Here is a 20,468-nt window from a genome sequence, read left to right as displayed (position 1 = left end):
CGGCGCCGTCGGCGCCGCGCCCGGGTCCGTACGGGTCAGGCGGAGGCAGCGAAGGGCGCCTGCTCCGCGGGCTTTTCGAGGGTCACCATGCTCAGCCGCCGGGTGACCGGGCGGGCGGCGCCCACCTGGGAATACCCGAGCTTGCGGTACATCCGCAGGTTGACCTCGCTGCGGTGCCCGGTGGAGAGCTGGTAGACCTTGGCCTCCCGCTCGGCCGCGAGGCGGTCCTCCAGGGCGGCCAGCAGCCGCCCGCCGAGGCCGTGCCGCTGGAGCCGCGGGTGCACGATCAGCTTGCCGATCACGGCCGTTCCGTCCCCGTCGACGGTTCCCCGCACGGAACCGACGACCTCGGCGCCGAGGCGGGCCACCAGGACGCAGCCCTCGGCCAGTTCGGCGCGCAGCTCGTCCAGGGTCTGGGTGAGAGGTTCGATGGTGTAGTCGCCGTAGATCTCCGCTTCGCTCTGGTAGCAGAGGTACTGGAGTTTCAGGATCTTTTCGGCGTCGCTCGCTTCCGCCGTAGAGATGGTCACGCTCATGCCCATGCGCGCAGGCCTCCCCTTCGAAATCCGTCCGGGCAGTCTGAGGGTGAGGTGTGCGCCCGGGACGTATGCCTGAACGGAGTCGGCGCGGTCGGTGCCGTCTCCGTGGCGCCGATGATCGCACAAACGTCCCTGCCGGTCAGTGACTTGTCACTGACCGATCCAGGCTCCGCCGGGCGTGCAAAGGGTGCCCACTGCCGCCGGCTGTTTACCGTGCATTACCCCTTCCCACCGGGGATCCAACCCTCGAATTCAGGATCGATCGCAGGCATCCCAGGCAGCGCGAGCGCAGCGGCCCCACACTGCCCTGTGAGATTCCCAACTCCCGGGAGATTTCCCGGTATGTGGGATCGGAGCCGGACATCAGCACGGCCAGCAGCCGCGGGCAGTCACCCGGCAGCGCGGGTACGGCGGCCAGCAACGCGCGCAGCGCGACGGCGGCCTCGGCCCGCTCCTCGACGTTGTGCCGCCCTTGCCCGGCGCGCGGCGGGGGCCCCGCCGCGCGGTCGGCGTACGGGCCCTCGCAGGCGCCCCGCGCCTCGGCCGCGAGCGCCGCGGCCCGCACCTGCGCGGCGAGCCACCCGGCGGGCTCGGCGGGGGTGTGGCCGGTCTCCAGCAGCCGTACCCACACGTCCTGTTCGAGGTCCTCCGCGTCGGCGGCGCCCGGATCGGCCTCGTAGTGGGCCTGCTCGGTCGATGCGGCAACGCAGCGAGGTGCCGTGCCGGGCGTCGCAAGCCGGTGAACCCTCCCGGTCACAGCACCGGCCCGCGCTGCCGCGGTGGCCCACGACGGTCGGCACCGGCGGCTGCGGGGCGCCGTGCCCCCCGCCGCCGCTCTGCGCGGGCCGGGGCTGCGCCGCGGCGGCAGGGGCCGCGCCGAGCGCCGCCGCGGACAGCAGGGCGCGCCTGCCGGGGGCCGTTGTGCGCTGGTCATCCGCCATGCGCGCATCGTGCCGCCGGCGGCTCGCGTACGGCCGACGACCTGCGGAACACATCCGTAACACGCGTCAACAGTGGATGCCTTTCGCGTGAACCCGACGTGCGGCGGGCCCGGGGGCGCAAGTATCGTCCTGGTGTACATACGGACCGGTAGGGTCCGGTCGGCCCGACGGTGCGAAGCGGAGGAACGCGGTGTCCCGCAGTGTGCTCAAGGTGATTCTCGGACTGCTCATGCGGGTCCTCTACCGCCCGGTCGTCGAGGGCGCGCAGGACATCCCGGGCGACGGGCCGGTGATCCTGGCGGGCAACCACGTGACCTTCATCGACTCGATCTTCCTGTCGCTGGCGGTCAAGCGGCAGGTGTACTTCATCGGCAAGGACGAGTACGTCACCGGCAAGGGCGTCAAGGGCCGGCTGATGGCGTGGTTCTTCACCACCTGCGGCATGATCCCGGTGGACCGGGACGGCGGGCACGGCGGTGTCGCGGCGCTGATGACCGGACGCCGGGTGCTGGAGGAGGGCCGGATCTTCGGGATCTACCCCGAGGGCACCCGCTCCCCCGACGGCCGCCTCTACCGCGGCCGCACCGGTGTCGCCCGGCTGGCGCTCATGACCGGCGCGCCGGTCGTGCCGTTCGCCATGGTCGGCACCGACAAGGTGCAGCCCGGCGGCTCCGGCATGCTCCGCATCGCCCCGGTCGCCATCCGCTTCGGCCGCCCGCTGGAATTCGCCCGCTACGACGGCATGGACCGCGACCGCTACGTGCTGCGGGCCGTCACCGACGAGGTGATGAGCGAGGTCATGCGCCTCAGCGGCCAGGAGTACGTGGACATGTACGCGACCAAGGCGAAGGCCGCGTAACCTCCCGCTGCCCCGCTCCGGGGCGACCGCGCGCCCCGGCCCGGAACCGTCCGGCGGAACTGCGGCGTCGTCCCCGGCACCTGACGACTCCTGGGTGAGGGGGCCCGCGGTGCGCCTCGGCTTACGGTACGGACTGACGGGAGCGGCGCTCGCCGCCGCGCTGCTGCTGGCCGGGTGCACCTCGGGCGGCGGGGCCGCGCCGCGGCGGACCGCGGGCGGCACCGCCTCGCCGCCCACGACCGCCGCCCCTGCCGCCCCCTCCCCCGCCGCGAGCGACTGCGGCCCGGCGCCGGAGAGCTACCGCCCGGCGGGGCCGCCGCCGGCACCCGGGCACATGCCCACGGGCTCGACGATGGCGAGGATCGTCCAGCGCGGCCGGCTGATCGCCGGGGTGGACCAGAACTCGTACCTCTTCGGCTACCGCGACCCGCTGACAGGCGCGCTGGACGGCTACGAGATCGACGTGCTGGAGCGGATCTCGACGGCGCTGTTCGGCCGCCCGGACCGCATCCAGTTCCGCACGATCTCCTCCGCCCAGCGCATCCCGGTGCTGACGACCGACCCGCATCCGGTGGACATCGTGATCGACTCGATGACCATCACGTGCGACCGCTGGCGGCAGGTCGCCTTCTCCAGCGACTACATGGACGCCGGGCAGCGGGTGCTGGTGCCCAGGACGTCGACCGCCGAGTCCGTCCGCGACCTGGCGGGGAAGAAGGTGTGCGCGGCGGACGGCACGACGTCGATCGACACGCTGCGGGGCCTGCGGCCGGCGGTGACGCCGGTGGGTGTGAAGGACTGGACGGACTGCCTGCTGCTGATGCAGCTGGGCCAGGTGGACGCGGTGTCCACCGACGACACCATCCTGATCGGGCTGCAGCGCCAGGACCCGAACACCAAGCTGATCGGACCGCGCTTCACCGCCGAACCGCACGGTATCGCGATGCAGCCGCGGCAGACGGACTTCGTGCGGTTCGTCAACGCGGTGCTGGAGCAGATGCGCCAGGACGGCTCGCTCAAGGCACTGGCGCAGAAGTGGCTCGACGACGGCGCCACCTTCGGACCGCCGCCGGCCGTCTACCGCGACTGACCGGCCGCCGCGCGGTGCGCGCCGGCCGGTCGGTCGCCGGGTGCGGCTACTGCTCGGCCCGCGCCCATGCGTGCTGTACGGCCAGGTCCGCCTTGACCTCGGCGAGCTGCGCGGCGACCGCGCTGGGGGCGGTGCCGCCGCGGGCGCTGCGGGCCGCGAGCGCGCCGCGGACGTCGAGCACCTCGCGGACCTGGGGCGCCAGGTGCGGGGAGATCTTCGCGAACTGCTCGTCGGTCAGCTCGTGCAGCTCGATGCCCTCGGCCTCGCAGGTCGTGACGCACTCGCCCGCGACCTCGTGCGCGACCCGGAAGGGCACGCCCTGCCGTACCAGCCACTCGGCGATGTCGGTCGCGAGCGAGAAGCCCGCGGGGGCCAGCTCGGCCATCCGGTCGGTGTGCACGGTCAGCGTGGCCATCATCCCGGTGAAGGCCGGGAGCAGCACCTCCAGCTGGTCGATGGAGTCGAAGACCGGCTCCTTGTCCTCCTGGAGATCCCGGTTGTAGGCCAGCGGCAGCGCCTTGAGGGTGGCCATCAGCCCGGTCAGGTTGCCGATCAGCCGGCCGGACTTGCCGCGCGCCAGCTCGGCGATGTCGGGGTTCTTCTTCTGCGGCATGATCGACGAGCCGGTGGAGAAGGCGTCGTGCAGCGTCACGAAGGAGAACTCCTTGGTGTTCCACAGGATCACCTCCTCGGCGATCCGGGAGATGTCCACGCCGATCATGGCGGTGACGAAGGCGAACTCCGCGGCGAAGTCGCGCGAGGCGGTGCCGTCGATGGAGTTGCCGACCGAGCCGCCCTCGAAGCCCAGGTCGCGGGCGACGGCCTCGGGGTCCAGGCCGAGCGAGGAGCCGGCGAGCGCGCCCGAGCCGTACGGCGAGACGGCGGTGCGGGTGTCCCACTGCCGCAGCCGCTCGGCGTCCCGGGACAGCGCCTGGGCGTGCGCGAGCACGTGGTGGGCGAAGAGCACCGGCTGGGCGTGCTGGAGGTGGGTGCGGCCGGGCATGACGGCCTCGGGGTGCGCCTCGGCCAGGCCCACCAGCGCGTCCTGGAGCTCGGCGAGCAGGCCGCCGACGGTCCGGGCGTGGTCGCGCAGGTACATCCGGAAGAGGGTGGCGATCTGGTCGTTGCGGGACCGGCCGGCCCGCAGCTTGCCGCCCAGTTCCGGGCCGACGCGCTCGATCAGGCCGCGCTCCAGCGCGGTGTGCACGTCCTCGTCGGCGACGGTGGCGGTGAAGTCGCCCGCGGCGACGTCGCTCTCCAGCCGGTCGAGCCCGGCGATCATCCGGTCCAGCTCGTCCGCGCTGAGCAGCTCGGCCCGGTAGAGGACCCGGGCGTGCGCACGCGACCCCGCGATGTCGTACGGCGCGAGCCGCATGTCGAAGTGCACGGAGGCGGACAGCTTCTCCAGTGCCGCGGACGGTCCGTCGGCGAACCGCGAACTCCAGAGCTTGCCCGCTCCCTGCTGCTCGGCGCTCACAGTGAAACTCCCTCTCGACGGTGCATACGCTCGTTAGCATAAGTATGCACTCCAGCGTATGAATCGTCAAAGCTGCAGGTCCGAGGCCTGGCGCAGCGGCTCAGACCTCGCCCTGCGCCAGGCGCAGCAGATGGTCGGCGAGCTTCTGGCCACCGGCCGGGTCCCGGCTGATGAGGACGACGGTGTCGTCGCCCGCGATGGTGCCGAGGATGTCGTAGACCTCGGCGGTGTCGATCGCCGACGCGAGGAACTGCGCGGCGCCCGGCGGGGTCCGCACCACCACCAGGTTGGCCGACGCCTCCGCGGAGATGAGCAGCTCGCCGGCCAGCCGGCGCATCCGCTCCTCCTTGACGGACTCGCCGAGCGGCGCCTGCGGGGTGCGGAAGCCGCCCTCGGACGGGACGGCGTAGATCAGCTCCCCGTCGTTGGTGCGGATCTTGACCGCGCCCAGCTCGTCCAGGTCGCGGCTGAGCGTCGCCTGGGTGACGCTCAGCCCGTCGTCGGCGAGCAGCTTGGCGAGCTGGCTCTGGGACCGCACCGGCTGCCGGCCCAGGATGTCCACGATCCTGCGGTGCCGGGCCGTGCGGGTCTGCGGCACCGAGTGGCTGCCGCCGTGCTGCTGCGCCTCGCTCATCGTCGGGTCATTCTCCGTCCGGTCACTGCTGGTCCGCCGCGTGCGCCCGGTCCAGGATGCCGGGCAGCGCCTGGAGCAGCGCGTCCGTCTCGGCGTCGCCGACGATCAGCGGCGGCGCGAGCCGCACCGTGCCCGGCACGGCGGCGTTGACCAGGAAACCGGCGTCCTGAGCCGCCTGCTGGATCCGGGCGGACACGGGCTCGGTGAGCACGATACCGATCAGCAGGCCCGCACCGCGCACATGATCGACCAGCGGATGCCCGAGCGCCTCGATGCCGTCGCGCAGCTTCTCGCCCTGCCGCTTGACGTTGTCCAGCAGCCTGTCGTCCTCGATGGTGTCCAGCACCGCGAGCGCGGCCGCGCAGGAGACGGGGTTGCCGCCGAAGGTGGAGCCGTGCGCGCCCGGTGTGAAGAGGTCGGCCGCGGGCCCGAAGGCGAGGGTGGCGCCGATCGGCAGCCCGGCGCCGAGGCCCTTGGCGAGCGTCACCACGTCCGGCTGCACACCCTGGGCCAGGCACTCGGCCCAGTGCCCGGTCCGGCCGACGCCGGTCTGCACCTCGTCCAGCACGAACAGCGTGCCGGTCGCGGCGGTGATCTCCCGCACCTCCCGCAGGTAGCCCGCGGGCGGCACCACGACGCCGTTCTCGCCCTGGATCGGCTCGACGATCACCAGCGCGGTGTCGGTGTCCACCACGGCCCGCAGCGCGTCGGCGTCCCCGAACGGGACGTGCACGACGTCGCCGGGCAGCGGCTCGAACGCCTGCCGCTTCTTCGGCTGGCCGGTCAGCGCGAGCGAGCCCATGGTGCGGCCGTGGAAGGCGCCCTCGGTGGCGACCATCTTCGTCCGGCCGGTGAGCCGGCCCAGCTTGAAGGCCGCCTCGTTGGCCTCGGCGCCGGAGTTGGAGAAGTAGACCCGGCCGGGCCTGCCGAAGATCTGCAGCAGCCTCTCGGCGAGGGCGACCGGGGGCTCGGCGACGAAGAGGTTGGAGACGTGGCCGAGCGTGCCGATCTGCCGGGTGACCGCCTCGACGACCGCGGGGTGTGCGGTGCCGAGCGAGTTGACGGCGATGCCGCCGAGGAAGTCCAGGTAGACCTTGCCGTCGGCGTCCCACAGCCGGGCGCCCTCGCCGCCGGCCAGCGGCAGCCGGGGGGTGCCGTAGTTGTCCATGAGCGCGCCCTGCCAGCGGGCGGTCAGGGCCTCGTTCCCGGTCATGTTCTCGGTCGTGCTGCCGGTGGCGGCTGTGTCGGTGGCGGTCACCGTGCTCCCCCTTCTGCTGCTGCGGTCGTCTGCTCGGGTACGTACTCGGTGGCGCGCAGGGCCGGCGCCGGCGGTTCGTCGGGGACGACCATGGTGCCGATCCCCTCGTCGGTGAAGATCTCCAGCAGGATCGAGTGCTGGACCCGGCCGTCGATGACGCGCGCGGTGTGCACGCCGTTGCGCACGGCGTGCAGGCAGCCCTGCATCTTCGGGACCATGCCGCTGGACAGGTCCGGCAGCAGCTTCTCCAGCTCGCTCGCGGTGAGCCGGCTGATCACCTCGTCGCTGTTCGGCCAGTCCTCGTAGAGGCCCTCGACGTCGGTGAGGACCATCAGCGTCTCGGCGCCCAGCGCGGCCGCGAGCGCGGCGGCGGCGGTGTCGGCGTTGACGTTGTAGACATGGCCGTCGTCGGCGGAGCGGGCGATCGAGGAGACGACCGGGATACGGCCGTCGGCCAGCAGCGCGTCGATCGCGCCGGTGTCGATCGCGGTGATCTCGCCGACCCGGCCGATGTCGACCGCGGCGCCGTCGATCACCGGCTGGTGCTTGACCGCGGTGATGGTGTGGGCGTCCTCGCCGGTCAGGCCGACCGCGAGCGGGCCGTGCTGGTTGAGCAGCCCGACCAGCTCGCGCTGCACCTGTCCGGCCAGCACCATCCTGACCACGTCCATGGCCTCGGGCGTGGTGACCCGGAGCCCTGCGCGGAATTCGCTGACGAGGCCGTGGCGGTCGAGCGCGGCGCTGATCTGCGGGCCGCCGCCGTGCACGACGACGGGCTTCAGGCCGGCCTGCCGCAGGAACACCACGTCCTGTGCGAAGGCGGCCTTGAGGGCCTCGTCGACCATGGCGTTGCCGCCGAACTTGATCACCACGACCCGGCCGTTGTGCCGGGTCAGCCAGGGCAGCGCCTCGATCAGGACCTGGGCCTTGGGGAGCACGGCGTGCTTGCGGGTGCTGCGTGTCGTCGTCATGAGCTGTAGGCGCTGTTCTCGTGGACGTAGTCGGCGGTCAGGTCGTTGGTCCAGATCGCGGCGGAGGCGTCGCCCGCGGCGAGGTCGGCGGTGACGACGACCTCCCGGAAGCGCATGTCGACCAGCTCGCGGTCGTCGCCGACCTGGCCGTTCCGGCACACCCAGACGCCGTTGATGGCGACGTTGAGCCGGTCCGGGTCGAAGGTGGCGGAGGTGGTGCCGATCGCGGACAGCACCCGGCCCCAGTTGGGGTCCTCGCCGTGGATGGCGCACTTGAGCAGGTTGCTGCGGGCGATCTGGCGGCCGACGTCGACCGCCTCGTCCTCGGTCGCGGCGTTCACGACGTCGATCCGGATGTCCTTGCTCGCGCCCTCGGCGTCGCCGATGAGCTGCCGGGCGAGGTCCGCGCACACCGTCCGTACGGCCTCGGCGAACTCCGGCAGGTCCGGGGTGACGCCGGAGGCGGCGGAGGACAGCAGCAGCACGGTGTCGTTGGTGGACATGCAGCCGTCGGAGTCGGCCCGGTCGAAGGTGACCCGGGTGGCCTCGCGCAGCGCCTTGTCCAGCGCGGGGGCGTCCACGGCCGCGTCGGTGGTGAGCACCACCAGCATCGTGGCCAGGCCCGGGGCGAGCATGCCCGCGCCCTTGGCCATGCCGCCGACCGTCCACCCGGCGGGGCTGGTCACCACGGCGGTCTTGTGCACGGTGTCGGTCGTCTTGATGGCGATGGCCGCCTTCTCGCCGCCGTGCTCCGACAGCTCGCCGGCCGCCCGCTCCACGCCGGGCAGCAGCTTGTCCATCGGGAGCAGCAGGCCGATGAGCCCGGTGGAGGCCACCGCGACCTCGCCGGCGCTGTGCCCGAGCACCTCGGCCGCCTTCTCGGCGGTGGCGTGCGTGTCCTGGAAGCCCTTGGGGCCCGTGCAGGCGTTGGCGCCGCCGGAGTTGAGCACGACCGCGGTGACCGCGCCGCCCTTGAGCACCTGCTCCGACCAGAGCACGGGCGCGGCCTTCACCCGGTTGGAGGTGAAGACACCCGCGGCGGCGCGGCCCGGCCCGTCGTTCACCACCAGGGCGAGGTCGGGGTTGCCGTTCTCCTTGATCCCGGCGGCGATGCCCGCCGCCCGGAATCCCTTCGCAGCGGTCACACTCATGGCGCGACTCCGATCGTGGTCAGCCCGGTCGTCTCGGGCAGTCCGAGGGCGATGTTCATGCTCTGCACCGCGCCGCCCGCGGTGCCCTTGGTCAGGTTGTCGATGGCGCTGATCGCGATGATCCGGTGCGCCGCCTCGTCGAAGGCCACCTGGAGCTGGACGGCGTTGGAGCCGTACACCGAGGCGGTCGCGGGCCACCGGCCCTCGGGCAGCAGGTGCACGAACGGTTCGTCGCCGTACGCCTTCTCGTACGCGGCGCGCACGTCCGCGGCCGTGACGCCGGGGGCGGCCTTGGCGGTGCAGGTGGCGAGGATGCCGCGGGGCATCGGCGCGAGCGTCGGTGTGAAGGACACCGCGACCCGGGTGCCGGCCGCCGCGCTGAGGTTCTGGATCATCTCCGGGGTGTGCCGGTGGCCGCCGCCGACGCCGTACGGGCTCATCGAGCCCATCACCTCGGAGCCCAGCAGGTGCGGCTTGGCCGCCTTGCCCGCGCCCGACGTGCCGGACGCGGCGACGATCACGGCCTCCGGCTCGGCGAGCGCGGCGGCGTACGCGGGGACGAGCGCGAGCGACACCGCGGTCGGGTAGCAGCCCGGCACCGCGATCCGCCGGCTCCCGGCGAGCACGGCCCGCGCCCCCGGCAGCTCGGGCAGCCCGTAGGGCCATGTCCCGGCGTGCGGCGAGCCGTAGAAGCGCTCCCAGTCGGCGGCGTTCTCCAGCCGGAAGTCGGCGCCCATGTCGATGACGAGGGCGTCCTCCCCCAGCTGCTCGGCCACGGCCGCGGACTGCCCGTGCGGCAGCGCGAGGAAGACCACGTCGTGCCCGGCGAGCGCCTCCGCGGAGGTCGGCTCCAGCACCCGGTCCGCGAGCGGCAGCAGATGCGGCTGGAGCCCGCCGAGTCGCTGCCCGGCGTTGGAATTCCCGGTCAGCACCCCGATCTCGACCTCCGGGTGCCCGACCAGCAGCCGCAGCACCTCACCGCCCGCATACCCGCTCGCTCCGGCAACCGCCGCGCGCAATGCCATCGAAACCCTCCTCATCGATGGCATGACTATACGGCGAGCCGCACTTTTATGCAAAGATCTTTGCGAGACCCCCGCGCGCGAGGCACCGGGGGAACCCGCCCCGCGGGCGGCTCAGCCGTGGGCGAGGATCACCGTCACGGCCGCGAACTCCGCGAGGACCTGGACGGCGAGGGCCCACTGGCGCCCTCGGACGGTCGAGGCCATCAGCGTCGTGAGCCAGGCGGCACCGGCCAGGGCGGCACCCCACACGAAGAGCGACCAGGGCGGGGCCGGGTGGCACTGCTCGCCGTTCAGGGCGCAGTCGGACGCGCTGTCGCTGCTCATCGTCAGCAGGAAGATGCCCAGCGACAGGGGCACGAAGAGCACGGCCCACACGCAGGACCAGAGTCGGAGGTGGTCCTCGTCCGCGGCCACCGCGTACGAGGACTTCGAGGAACGCCGGGTCGTCGTCATGCGTCCATTCCACGGGGCCGGCGGCCGCAGCGCACCGTCCCGCGTACTCAGCCGCGGGTGCGTCCCGTACTCAGGTTTCACGGAGGCGGGCGTTCCCTGTATGCGGTCGGTAACAGATCACGGGGGTGCGCGAGTTGTGTCGGAGGCATATCGCATACTCGGCTTGCCGGCCGACAGCGAACGACGAGAGCACCGCGTACTGCGTACCACCGGGGGAAAGCCATGCACACACCTGCCCGCAGAAGCCGCACGATGTCCCGCGTACTCGCGGGTGCGGCGGTGGCCGCGGTGCTCACGGCCGCGGGGTGCCGGCCGGACGGGGCGGACTCGAAGGGCACCGACCGGCCGTCCGACCGGTCGGGCACCGCGACGTCCGCGCAGCCGTCCGGCCCGGACACGGCGGTCTCCACCGCGCCCGGCAGGAACACCGAGACCGACGGCGACGACGACACCGGCGAGCAGGCGCCCGCCTGCGGCCAGGACGACCTCACGTCCTCCGCGGCGAACGAGGACGGCCAGGGCCGCGAACCCCGGCACCTGCTCCTCGTCCTCACCAACACCGGCGACCGGACCTGTGCGGTCCACGGCTACCCCCAGGTGCGGCTGGGCACCTACTCCAAGTCGCCGGTCGAGGTGATCGAGGACAGCGACCCCGGCGCCCCCGCCGTCCTCTCCCCCGGCGACGACGTCTACGCCGCCCTCCTCGTCAACGGCGCCCGGACGGACACCTACGAGACGAAGGGCATCACGCTGCGCCTCCAGGGCGACAAGCCCGGCAGCACCGCGGGCGGCCCCATCTCCGTCACCCTGCCCGCGGTGGCCTCCTTCGACGAGGGCGCCCGCGTCACGTACTGGACGACGGCGCAGGGCTACGCGCTCGACTTCGTCATGTCCCGCTGACGTCCGGCCCCGGCCGCGTCACCGGCGGGTCGCGCGCAGGACGACGAACTTGGGGTCGGAGGACATCACGTCGCAGTTGCCGAAGAGACGGCGCAGCCGGGTGTGGTGGGCGAGGTGGCGGTTGGCGACGACCCACAGCTCGCCGCCGGGGCGCAGCGCCGCGCGGGCGGTGGCGAACATGCGGCGGGCGGTGGCGTCGGTGGTCGCGCGGTGCGAGTGGAAGGGCGGGTTGTTCAGGACGAGGTCCGCGCTGCCGGCGGGCACACCGGAGGCCACGTCGGCGACGACGAACTCCGCGCGGCTGGCCGGGTCGGCGGCGGCGCGGAAGGTCTCCTCGGCGGAGGCGACCGCCTGGTGGGACTCGTCGGTGAACAGCACGTCGGACTCCGGGTTGGCGACGGCCGCCGCGGTGCCGAGCACGCCGTTGCCGCAGCCGAGGTCGATGACCCGGTCCGGGCCCGTACGGTGCGGGAGGTGCGCGAGCAGCAGCCGGGTGCCGACGTCGAGGCGGTCGGCGCAGAAGACGCCGGCGTGGTTGGTGACCGTGGCGCCGGACATCGGGCCGATGCCGTCCGGCAGGGCGTAGCGCAGCGGCCACGGGCTGGGGGTGCGCGGCAGGGCGGGGTCGGGCGCGCAGTGGACGAGCCGGGCCTTGCGGACGGCGAGCGAGGTACGGGTCGGGCCGAGGATCTTCTCGAAGAGGGCGAGCGTCGAGGTGTGGATCTCGGTGACCATGCCCGCGCCGGCCACGACCGTGCCGGCGTGCACCGCGGGTGCGAGGGCGTGCAGCTGGTCCTCCAGCAGGCCCAGGCTCTTCGGCACGCGCACCAGCAGCAGGTCGATCCGCGCGGGCGGCGCCTCCCGGGTGGTGAGCAGCCGGACCCGCTCCCCGGCGCCGGCCCGCCGCAGGTTCGCGCGGGTGGCCTGCTGGCCGAGGAAGGAGTCGGAGATCTGCACCAGCTCGTCCGCGCCGGGCGCGGCCGCGAGCGCGGTGGCCAGCGCCCCCCACCGGTCGCCGAGCACCACGGTGGTGCTGCCGGGCTCACGGGTGGGGCCCTCCCCGGCGAGGTGCCGCAGCAGGTAGTCGTCGGCGGCGTCCCAGGCCCGCAGCTGGTCGCGGGGGTCCGCGGGGTGGCGTGTCAGGTCGAGGTCGCCCCACGGGGTGGTGAATCGGTGCATGGTCCCCCCAGCGTAGGGCCTGGGGCGGGCGGCCCTGACCGTACGCCTCAGGCCGCGTCCAGGCGGACGCGGGTGTCGGTGACGGGGGCCAGGTACGGGGCGGCGAGGCCGGGTTCCTCCTCGGCCAGGCGCTCCCACAGCGGGGCGGCCTCCCTCATGGCTTCCCGTGCCGCCGGGAGGTCCGCGTCCGCCAGCAGGCGGGTCCGGGCGTGGGCGTAGAGGGCGAGGGCCAGGTGCTCGCGGTCGGCGGCGGCGTGGCGGCCGGTGAGGTTGCGGCACAGGGTGACCGCCCGTGCGGTGGCGGCGAGGGCGTCGGCGAACCGGCGGGCCGCGGCGAGGCGCAGGCCGTGTTCGGCGAGGGCCACCGCGAGGACGGACTCCTCCTCCGCCGGATCCGCCCCCGCCGGGTCCTCCGACACGGCGACGGCCTCGGCGCACACGTCCAGGGCCTCGTCCGCCGTCCGGGGGTCCAGGGCCAGCAGCCGCCCGAGGCCGACGAGGGTCCAGGCGAGCAGCGGGCCGGCCGGGCCACGGGCCAGGGCGACGGCCTCGCGGGCGTGGCCGATCCCCTCGTCGAGGCGTCCGCGCTCTGCGAGGTGGGTGCCCAGGAGGGAGCGTGACATGCTCCGCAGGCCGTCGTACCCGGCCTCGGGCGGGAGCGTGCCGGACACCCGGGCGGCCCGCCGCAGCACCTCCTCGGCGTCCGGCAGACCGGCGTCGTGCAGCAGCCCGCCGAGCACGCACAGGCACTCGGCGAGCAGCGGCCGCTGTGCGTCGTCCTGCCGTGCGAGGCCGTCCAGCAGACGGGTGGCCTCCTCGGCGTCCGGCAGGGCGTCGGCGCGCAGGCCCAGCCGGAGCAGGCAGGCCACCCGCAGGGCCAGCCCGAGAGCCAGGCCGCCGGTCGCGTCCGCGGCGTCCCCGGCGGCGAGGTGCCGGTGCGCGGTCGCGGCCTTGGCCAGCGCGTCCGCCGCGTCCTGCGGGTGCCCCGCCGCGGAGAGCAGCTGCCCCAGGGTGAGCAGGCCCTGCGCGTACGCGCGCAGGGCCTGCGGGCCGCCGGAACGCGCGGCCACCCGCCCGCGGACGGCCACCGCCTCCCGCAACGCCTCCAGCGCCGCCGCCGGACGCCCGGCCTGCGACAGCACCCCCCAGTAGCCGGAGAGGGCCACGGCGTAGCGCGGTTCGTGCAGGACGGGGTCCTCCCGGGCGAGGTCGCGGTGCAGGCGTACGGCCTCGGCCGCCGACCGCACGGCCTCCTCCGTACGCCCCAGCGGGAGCAGGCAGCTCACCTCGTTGAGCAGGGCCGTGGCCAGGGAGGGACGCGCCCGGGGGGCCGTCGCGGTCCGGTCCGCCAGCACACGCTGCAGGCCGATCGCCTCGTCCACCGCCGCCAGTGCCTCCTCCTCGCGGCCGGCCCGGTGGAGCAGCAGGCACAGGTTGTTCAGGGCGGACGCCAGCTCGTGCTCCCCCGTGCCGGGGCGGCGCGCGGCGAGCTCGCGGTGCAGGCGTACGCACTCCTCGGCGGCGGTCAGCGCCTCACCCGGCTTCCCGGCCTCCTCCAGCCGCCCGGCGAGGGTGAGCAGGCTCATGGCGAGGTCGGCGGTGAAGACGTCCGGTTCCCTCTCGGCCAGCGCCGCGTACCGGTCGGCCGACTCCTGCGCGGCGGCGGCCGCCTCGGCGACGTGCCCGGCGTCGGAGAGCTGGTTCGCGTAGGTGTTGAGGGTGTTGGCCAGTTCGTGGCCGTACGCGGCCGGCTCCACGTCGGCCAGCTGCCGCAGGACGTCCACCGCCTCGGCGGCGTAGGGCAGGCTCTCCTCGGTCCGGCCGGTGTCGCCCAGGTCGATCGCGAGGCTGTTGAGGCTGCGGGCGAGGTCGGCGAGGGAGGAGCCGGAGCGGCCGGAGGCCAGCCGGCGGCGGATCGCGAGGGCCTCCCGGGCGGCCTCCAGCGCCTTGTGCGGCCGCCCCGCCCGGCCCAGGCAGTCCGACAGCGTCGACACGGCCCGGGCGAGACCCGGCAGATGCGCGTCGGGACGCTCCTCGGCCAGCGGCCGCAGGCGCCGCACCGCCTCCTGGCTCGCGGCGAGCGCCGCGTCGAGGTGTCCGCAGTCCTTCCGCCATATCGCCTGGTTGTTGAGGGCCGCCGCGAGGCCGGCGCGGGCGGTCTCACCGTGCACGTCGGCGAGCGGGCGCCGGATGCGGACCTCCTCGTCGACCGCTGCGAGCGCCGCCTCGGGCCTGCCGCTGTTCCCCTCGGCGAAGGCCAGGGCGCCCAGCCCGTGGGCCACGTACGTCCAGGAGTCGTCGGTCTCCGGCCGCCCGGCAGCGAGCTCGCGGTAGAGGCGCACCGACGCGCGGGCGGGTTCGAGGGCCTCGTCGCGCCGTCCCGCGCGCCCGGCCGTGACCGACAGGTTGTGCAGGACGGCCGCGAGCTCCGGCCGGTACGCCGCCGGGTCGTCCGCGGCGAGTCCCTCGTAGATCCGCCGGGCCTCGCACGCGGCCGCGTACGCCCGCCCGACCTCCCCCGCGTCGCCGAGACGGCCGGTGAGCCGGCGCAGCGTCAGGGCCAGTTCGGGCAGGACCGCCGGGTCGTCCGCGGCCCGGACGCGGAGCACTCCGGCGAGCCGCCCGGTCACACCGGCGGCGAGCGGGGCGAGCGTGTGCGTCTGCTCCGGCAGGTGGCCGGCCAGCCGCAGCAGGTCGTCGTACGTGGCGGCGGGCGCGTCCGCGATCCGCTGCAGGGCCGCCACCAGCGGCGCCGGCCGCTCCGCCTGGGTGGCGACGTCGACCGCGGGCCGCTCCAGCACGTCGCCGCGGCGGACGCACAGCTCGCAGAGCGGGGCGTCGAGCGTGCCGCGGACGGCGGGGTGGGCGGCGGCCCGTGCGTAGACCGTCAGCAACCGGGCGGCCTGCGCGGAGGTCACGCCGTCCGCGGTGTCCCGCGCGCCGCCCAGCAGCTCGCCGGCCAGCCGGGCGTTGCCGGTCAGCCGTTCGGCCACGAAGAACTCGGCGAGCCGGTCCGGGAGCAGCGCGCCCCACGCGCCGCCGTCGCGCGGCGGGTAGAGGGCGGCGATCCACTCGGCGAACGCCTGGTGCTGCTCCGGGCCCAGGGGGCGGAGGGCGGAGATCCGGCCCAGCAGCCGCTGCCCCTGGAAGGGGTCGTCGGCGCCGCACAGGAAGGCCGCGGCGAGCGCGTCCTCCAGCGACGTCTCGCGCGCCGCCAGCCCGTAGCGGCGCGCGGCGGCCTCCCAGTACTTGGACTCGTGGTCCAGCAGCCGCCGCTCCACCGGCCCGGACGCACCGGGCGGGCCGCCGGGGATGAGGGCGGCGTCCAGCAGATCCGCCAGGGCGGTCATGTGAAGGGTGAGGGCCGTGTCCGCGCCGGGTGCCGCGGCCCCGCCGCCGCGGGCGGCGGCCACCTGCCGGGCGAGCGCGTCCCACTTGCGGTAGCGGTGCCCGCGCACCCGCGGCAGCGCGCGGGCGAGGGCGTCCACTGCCGCGTCGTACGCCCCGGCACGGCCGCCGGGCCCGGGCACGAGCGGGGGGAGCGCGGTCACCGGCATACCGTCGAGGAGGTCCCGGGTGTCGCGGCTCTCCCGGCGAGCCGCCCGCCACCAGTCGCCGTCCGCCGTCCTGGCCAGCAGCAGGATCCGTAACGGGACGGTGCCGGGGCGGCGGACCAGCGTCTTCAGCAGCCCGGTCAGCTGGTCGACGCGCGTCTCGGCGTAGTCGACGACCACGAGCAGCGGCACGGCCGTGTCGCCGAGCGCCGTCAGGTCGGCGGCCGTGGCGTCGGCGTCCGGCCACACGACTGCCGCACCACCACGCTCCAGCCGGTCCGTCAGCTCCAGGGCCAGCCGGGTCTTGCCCTGGCCGCCGGGGCCGTGCAGCAGCCGCACCCCGAGGCCGGGCTCGGCGCACCAGCGGAGCAGGTCGGCGAGCAGGTCCTCGCGGCCCTGGAAGGGCACCACCGCGTGCTCGGCCTCCAGCAGCGCGGCCGGGGAGGCGAGTGGCCGCGTCCGGGGGCGGCGGCCCCCGGTCCGATGTGTCGTCAGCCGCTGCCACTCGGCGGGCTCCGGTACGGTCCCCAGCCCGTGGGCCTCGACGATCCGGCGGAACTCCGGGTCGCTGAGCAGGACGTAGGCGGGCACCACCTCCACCCGGGTGTACGTGAGGGCGCCGAAGTCCTGGGCGACGACGGCGGTGAGCAGGTCTCCGCAGAAGAGGGAGGCCCCGGACAGCCCGGACAGCGGCGAGAACGGGCGCCCCCCGTCGCCCGTACGGGCCTCGGCGCGCTCGTCCAGGCGCATCAGATGCCGGTTGTTGGCGGAGCGGTCCGTCCGGTTGACCGTTCCGTCCAGCCGCAGCAGGTCGGGCGCCCCCAGCTGCACGAACCACGGCAGCCCCGTGGTGGCGCAGGGCGTACCGGACGCGTGGGTGACCAGCCGCCCCCACCGCACCGGCGGTACCGGCCACGGCGGCCGGGCGCCGGGCGCATCGACGCGGAGGAGGGCCGCGTCGTCCCGGGCGTGCGGGGTGCCGCGCCACAGCACCGTGGCGGGGTGCCGTCCCCGCTCCCCGCGGGCGCCGCGGACCCGGGAGACGGTCACCGTCGCGCCCGGCCCGGGCACCACGTGCGCGGACGTCAGCACCAGGCCCGGGGCGATCAGATACCCCGAGCCCCGGCGCCGGGTGCTCTCCCCCGCGGCCACCTCCACGTCCATGACCAGATCGCTGTCCACCCTGCCCCGCTCCCCCGGGCCTCCGGCCGCCCCGCGTCAGTCGTCGATACGGCCGGGGAAGTCGTCCGCCCCGAAGAACGCGTCACGCCCCCCGCTGATGGGCAGCGGCCGTCCGTCCCGGCCCTGCGGCTGGAGGGTCAGCCGCACGCGGTGCGTCCGCGTCCGCCCGCTGCCCGCCTCCGCGTCACCGGAGACCACCCACGCCTTGAACCCCGCCCGAGCCCGGGCGTCGGCGCGCAGCTCCACGGTGAACTCCAGCTCGATCGGCCCCACCTGGAAGGTGATGTCCTGCCCGGCCCCGCGCGCGACCGCTCTCGTCAGCTCGTCCCGCAACTCGGCCACCGCGTCGGCCAGTTCGATCTCCACGCCCGCTCCCCCCATGACGACGCGTCAACGGTACAAGCGTGCGGGGGCGAGGGGCGGGCGATCGCGGCATTCGCCTACGGGGTGCGCACCCGGCGGGTGTAGTGGTCGGCGACCACCCGGCTCATCGCCCCCAGCGGGTCGGCAGCGACCTGGGTGGCGGAGAAGAAGACGTTGCCGCGCACCTCGGGGTGGTCCGCGTCGAAGGTGAGGTGCCGGGACAGCTCCGCGGGGTCCTGCCAGGGGACGGGCTGTCCGGCCACGCCGACCTTGTAGAGGGCCTCCCCGACGTAGAGCCGGACCGGGGTCCCCCGCACGACGTCCGACCACCACGGGACGAGGACGGCGTAGTCGGCCGCGGTGAAGCCGATGTTCCAGTAGACCTGCGGCACGATGTAGTCGATCCAGCCGCGCTTCACCCAGCCGCGGGTGTCGGCGTGCAGGTCGTCGTACGTCTGCACGCCCGCCGTCGTGGCCGAGCCGAGCGGGTCGCTGGCCGCGTTGCGCCACACGCCGAAGGGGCTGATGCCGAACTGCGTCCCCGGGCGGATCGCCTTGATACGGGCGGCGGTCTCCAGGACCAGCAGGTCGGTGTTGTGCCGGCGCCACGCGTCGCGGTCGGGGAAGCCGGCGCCGTACGCGGCGTAGGCGTCGTCGTCGTCGAAGACCTGGCCGGCGACCGGGTAGGGGTAGAAGTAGTCGTCCCAGTGCACGGCGTCCACCGGGTAGCGGCGGACCGCGTCGAGCATCGCGTCCTGCACGAAGCGGCGGACCTCCGGCAGGCCGGGGTTGTAGTAGAGCTTGCCGCCGTACGGCACCGCCCACTGCGGGTTGAGCCGCGCGGGGTGGGTGGGGGCGAGCCGGCTCGGGTCGTCGCTGTTCGCGATCCGGTAGGGGTTGAACCAGGCGTGCAGCTCCAGCCCGCGGCGGTGCGCCTCGCGGACGGCGGTGCCGAGCGGGTCCCAGCCGGGGTCGCGGCCCTGGGTGCCCGTCAGGTACTCCGACCAGGGCTCGTAGGCGGAGGGCCAGAACGCGTCGGCGGTCGGGCGGACCTGGAACATCACGGCGTTCAGCCGGCGTTCGACGGCGAGGTCGAGGAGGTCGAGCAGTTCCTGCCGCTGCTGGGCGGGCGCGAGGCCCGGGGCGGAGGGCCAGTCCGTGTTCGCGACGGTCGCGATCCACATCCCCCGCAGCTCCCTGCGCGGGGTGCGCACTCCGCCGCCCGCTCCCGCGTCCTGAGCCGCACGGTCGCTCCCCGCACCGCCGCTCGCCGCTGCGGCCGAGCCCGGCACGATCGCAGCCGCCGCGACGCCTGCCGCTCCGGCGGTGAGCGATCTCCGTGAGAGCGAACCCATTGCTTCCTCCTGCTCGTGACGCCGGGTCATGATCGGGCCCCGGCCCCGTCCATCCCTGCCCTCTTCTCCCCCTCCCGAACCCCCGCTCCCACCAGCCCCTGGCGGGGGGTTCCGCGACCCTGCGGCGGGTGGTGGGCCGGTCGCGCGACCCGCCACCGGCGGAAGGCCGCGCGGGGCTCCGCGACAGGCAGCCCGGGGCGCGCCGGGGACCGCCGGCCGGCGGAAGGGGCCGGGTCGCTCAAATGGGGGAACGGCACGCGTGATGCGGGCGTGGCGGCATGCGGAGGGGCCAGAATCAGGACGACGTCCCAGAGCCGCAAGGGGGAGCCGGCTGGATGAGCCAGAAGCGAACCTCGCGCGGCCTGACCCGCGCGCACTGGGCCCTGCTCCCCGCAGGGTGGACCGCGGCGATGGGCCTGCTCGCCTGGCAGGTGCCGGACGGCTCCGACGTGCTCCCGGCCCTGGCCGCGGCCCCTGCGCTGACGGCCGCCGTCGGCGCCCGCCGGCTCGCGGTGCTGGGCAGCGGAGGGCTCGCGCTCGCCGCGATGGGCGCCGACATCGCGACCGACCAGGTCAACGGCCCCGGCCCGGCCGCGGGGACGGCGGGCGCGGTGCTGACCGTGCTGGCCGCCGGGATGTGGACGGCGGGCCGCCGCTCCGCGCTCGGCGCCGAGCTGGACCGCGCCCGGGAGATCGCCGCCGCCGCGCAGCAGGTGCTGCTGCCCGCACTGCCGCGCCGCCTCGGCGACGTGACGGTCACCGGCGAGTACGTGTCGGCGAGCCTCGACGCCCGGATCGGCGGCGACTTCTACGAGGCCGTCGCCACCCCCTTCGGCGTCCGCGCCCTGATCGGCGACGCGCGCGGGCACGGCCTGCCCGCGATCGGCCTGGCCGCGGCGCTGCTGGGCTGCTTCCGGGAGGCCGCGCACCAGGAGCCGGAGCCGGCGGGCGTGGTGCGCCGGCTGGACGGGGCGCTGCGCCGCCACCTGCTGGAACGCGTCGCCGCGGAGGCGGTCCGCGGCGAGGTCTCGGACGCGGCCGAGGAGTTCGCGACGCTCCAGCTGGTGCAGATCGACGACGACGGCACCCTTCTGGTGGTCAACTGCGGCCATCCCGCCCCGTACGTCCTCGGTCCGCGCACCGGGCCGCTGCCGATGGGCGATCCGCTGCCGCCGCTCGGGCTGTTCGACGCGCCGCGCATACAGGTGCCGGTCAGCACGGGGCGGCTGGAGCCGGGTGAGGGCCTGCTGCTGCACACCGACGGGGTGACGGACACCCGGGACGCCGCCGGGCGCTACTTCCCGCTGCCCGACACCCTGAACGCGATGGCCGCCCGCCGGGTGCGCGGCACGGAGGTCGCCGAGCTGCTGCGGGACGCGGTGGTCCGGCACGCCGGGGGCCGCTGCGCGGACGACGTCGCCGTCCTGGTGCTGCTGCGCGACGGCTCCCCGCGCCCCGCGGTGCCGCGCGGTACGGCGCTGTCCGCGTCGTAGCCGCGGCGGGCTGCCGCGGCCGGCGGTGGTGGCCCGGCGCGTGG

17 protein-coding genes are annotated in these 20,468 nt (G+C 74.9%); 4 read left to right on the top strand and 13 right to left on the bottom strand.

What is annotated here, in order from left to right:
• Nucleotides 1-35: 35 nt before the first annotated feature.
• Together IH54_RS0110665 and IH54_RS39600 are read right to left on the bottom strand one after the other, a co-directional pair.
• Complete coding sequence (locus IH54_RS0110665) at nucleotides 36-542, bottom strand: GNAT family N-acetyltransferase (RefSeq protein WP_031515253.1); 507 nt, start codon at nucleotides 540-542, stop codon at nucleotides 36-38.
• Nucleotides 543-747: 205 nt separating this feature from the next.
• Nucleotides 748-1,296, bottom strand: a complete 549-nt coding sequence (locus IH54_RS39600) for a sigma-70 family RNA polymerase sigma factor (protein ID WP_063762275.1) — start codon at nucleotides 1,294-1,296, stop codon at nucleotides 748-750.
• A gap of 374 nt (nucleotides 1,297-1,670) precedes the next feature.
• On the opposite strand from IH54_RS39600, the gene IH54_RS0110655 reads away from it, so the two are divergent.
• Nucleotides 1,671-2,339, top strand: coding sequence for a lysophospholipid acyltransferase family protein (locus IH54_RS0110655; RefSeq protein ID WP_031515249.1), 669 nt, complete (start codon nucleotides 1,671-1,673; stop codon nucleotides 2,337-2,339).
• 109 nt (nucleotides 2,340-2,448) lie between these two features.
• The gene (locus tag IH54_RS0110650) at nucleotides 2,449-3,429 is read left to right on the top strand and encodes a glutamate ABC transporter substrate-binding protein (protein WP_063762274.1); all 981 of its coding nucleotides are present in this window, start codon (nucleotides 2,449-2,451) and stop codon (nucleotides 3,427-3,429) included.
• Between the two features lie 46 nt (nucleotides 3,430-3,475).
• Here IH54_RS0110650 and argH read toward each other — a convergent pair whose 3' ends face one another.
• The 7 genes from argH to IH54_RS45455 form a co-directional block, all read right to left on the bottom strand.
• The gene (argH, locus tag IH54_RS0110645; protein WP_031515246.1) at nucleotides 3,476-4,906 is read right to left on the bottom strand and encodes an argininosuccinate lyase; all 1,431 of its coding nucleotides are present in this window, start codon (nucleotides 4,904-4,906) and stop codon (nucleotides 3,476-3,478) included.
• Between the two features lie 100 nt (nucleotides 4,907-5,006).
• The gene (locus tag IH54_RS0110640) at nucleotides 5,007-5,540 is read right to left on the bottom strand and encodes an arginine repressor (RefSeq protein ID WP_031515245.1); all 534 of its coding nucleotides are present in this window, start codon (nucleotides 5,538-5,540) and stop codon (nucleotides 5,007-5,009) included.
• A gap of 22 nt (nucleotides 5,541-5,562) precedes the next feature.
• Nucleotides 5,563-6,753 carry an acetylornithine transaminase gene (locus IH54_RS0110635; RefSeq protein ID WP_031515244.1) on the bottom strand — a complete coding sequence of 397 codons (1,191 nt, stop codon included), beginning with the start codon at nucleotides 6,751-6,753 and terminating at the stop codon, nucleotides 5,563-5,565.
• A 41-nt stretch (nucleotides 6,754-6,794) separates the two neighbouring features.
• A complete protein-coding gene (gene argB / locus IH54_RS0110630) occupies nucleotides 6,795-7,769 on the bottom strand; it encodes an acetylglutamate kinase (RefSeq protein WP_234343441.1) in 975 nt (324 codons plus the stop codon).
• The gene (gene argJ / locus IH54_RS0110625; protein WP_031515242.1) at nucleotides 7,766-8,920 is read right to left on the bottom strand and encodes a bifunctional glutamate N-acetyltransferase/amino-acid acetyltransferase ArgJ; all 1,155 of its coding nucleotides are present in this window, start codon (nucleotides 8,918-8,920) and stop codon (nucleotides 7,766-7,768) included. The genes argB and argJ overlap by 4 nt, the downstream gene beginning before the upstream one ends.
• On the bottom strand, nucleotides 8,917-9,945 hold the full coding sequence (gene argC / locus IH54_RS0110620; protein ID WP_031515240.1) for an N-acetyl-gamma-glutamyl-phosphate reductase: 1,029 nt from the start codon (nucleotides 9,943-9,945) through the stop codon (nucleotides 8,917-8,919). The genes argJ and argC overlap by 4 nt, the downstream gene beginning before the upstream one ends.
• A gap of 111 nt (nucleotides 9,946-10,056) precedes the next feature.
• Entirely contained in the window at nucleotides 10,057-10,398 is a 342-nt protein-coding gene (locus tag IH54_RS45455) for a hypothetical protein (RefSeq protein WP_031515238.1), read from the bottom strand.
• A gap of 252 nt (nucleotides 10,399-10,650) precedes the next feature.
• Between IH54_RS45455 and IH54_RS45450 the strand changes: the two genes are divergently transcribed.
• A complete protein-coding gene (locus tag IH54_RS45450) occupies nucleotides 10,651-11,298 on the top strand; it encodes a DUF4232 domain-containing protein (RefSeq protein WP_052397279.1) in 648 nt (215 codons plus the stop codon).
• A gap of 18 nt (nucleotides 11,299-11,316) precedes the next feature.
• On the opposite strand, the gene IH54_RS0110605 is transcribed toward IH54_RS45450, so the two are convergent.
• The 4 genes from IH54_RS0110605 to IH54_RS0110590 form a co-directional block, all read right to left on the bottom strand.
• Nucleotides 11,317-12,477 (bottom strand): methyltransferase, encoded by a 1,161-nt coding sequence (locus tag IH54_RS0110605; protein ID WP_031515234.1) that lies wholly within the window; start codon nucleotides 12,475-12,477, stop codon nucleotides 11,317-11,319.
• A gap of 47 nt (nucleotides 12,478-12,524) precedes the next feature.
• Nucleotides 12,525-17,213, bottom strand: a complete 4,689-nt coding sequence (locus IH54_RS41510) for a trypsin-like peptidase domain-containing protein (protein ID WP_052397278.1) — start codon at nucleotides 17,211-17,213, stop codon at nucleotides 12,525-12,527.
• 36 nt (nucleotides 17,214-17,249) lie between these two features.
• Nucleotides 17,250-17,579: a trypco2 family protein gene (locus tag IH54_RS0110595; RefSeq protein ID WP_031515230.1), complete on the bottom strand. Its 330-nt coding sequence runs from the start codon at nucleotides 17,577-17,579 to the stop codon at nucleotides 17,250-17,252.
• Between the two features lie 74 nt (nucleotides 17,580-17,653).
• Nucleotides 17,654-18,931: a glycoside hydrolase family 10 protein gene (locus tag IH54_RS0110590; RefSeq protein WP_031515228.1), complete on the bottom strand. Its 1,278-nt coding sequence runs from the start codon at nucleotides 18,929-18,931 to the stop codon at nucleotides 17,654-17,656.
• 335 nt (nucleotides 18,932-19,266) lie between these two features.
• Here IH54_RS0110590 and IH54_RS0110585 point away from each other — a divergent pair, with 335 nt between their 5' ends.
• Nucleotides 19,267-20,424 carry a PP2C family protein-serine/threonine phosphatase gene (locus tag IH54_RS0110585; protein ID WP_052397277.1) on the top strand — a complete coding sequence of 386 codons (1,158 nt, stop codon included), beginning with the start codon at nucleotides 19,267-19,269 and terminating at the stop codon, nucleotides 20,422-20,424.
• Nucleotides 20,425-20,468: the final 44 nt, after the last annotated feature.

It is taken from the genome of Streptomyces sp. NRRL F-5123 (genome assembly GCF_000721495.1).
In the GTDB taxonomy this organism is placed as follows: Bacteria; Actinomycetota; Actinomycetes; order Streptomycetales; family Streptomycetaceae; genus Actinacidiphila.
The sequence above is the reverse complement of the archived record's forward strand: the minus strand, read 5'-3'. Positions and strand labels throughout refer to the sequence as shown.

Bases quoted from the DNA above. Each gene is read 5' to 3' on its own strand.
- IH54_RS0110665 (WP_031515253.1), bottom strand. From the start codon at position 542: ATGGGCATGAGCGTGACCATCTCTACGGCGGAAGCGAGCGACGCCGAA.
- IH54_RS0110640 (WP_031515245.1), bottom strand. From the start codon at position 5,540: ATGAGCGAGGCGCAGCAGCACGGCGGCAGCCACTCGGTGCCGCAGACC.
- argJ (WP_031515242.1), bottom strand. From the start codon at position 8,920: ATGAGTGTGACCGCTGCGAAGGGATTCCGGGCGGCGGGCATCGCCGCC.
- IH54_RS0110590 (WP_031515228.1), bottom strand. From the start codon at position 18,931: ATGGGTTCGCTCTCACGGAGATCGCTCACCGCCGGAGCGGCAGGCGTC.
- argB (WP_234343441.1), bottom strand. From the start codon at position 7,769: ATGACGACGACACGCAGCACCCGCAAGCACGCCGTGCTCCCCAAGGCC.
- IH54_RS0110635 (WP_031515244.1), bottom strand. From the start codon at position 6,753: ATGACCGGGAACGAGGCCCTGACCGCCCGCTGGCAGGGCGCGCTCATG.
- IH54_RS45450 (WP_052397279.1), top strand. From the start codon at position 10,651: ATGTCCCGCGTACTCGCGGGTGCGGCGGTGGCCGCGGTGCTCACGGCC.
- argC (WP_031515240.1), bottom strand. From the start codon at position 9,945: ATGGCATTGCGCGCGGCGGTTGCCGGAGCGAGCGGGTATGCGGGCGGT.
- IH54_RS45455 (WP_031515238.1), bottom strand. From the start codon at position 10,398: ATGACGACGACCCGGCGTTCCTCGAAGTCCTCGTACGCGGTGGCCGCG.
- IH54_RS0110605 (WP_031515234.1), bottom strand. From the start codon at position 12,477: ATGCACCGATTCACCACCCCGTGGGGCGACCTCGACCTGACACGCCAC.
- IH54_RS0110585 (WP_052397277.1), top strand. From the start codon at position 19,267: ATGAGCCAGAAGCGAACCTCGCGCGGCCTGACCCGCGCGCACTGGGCC.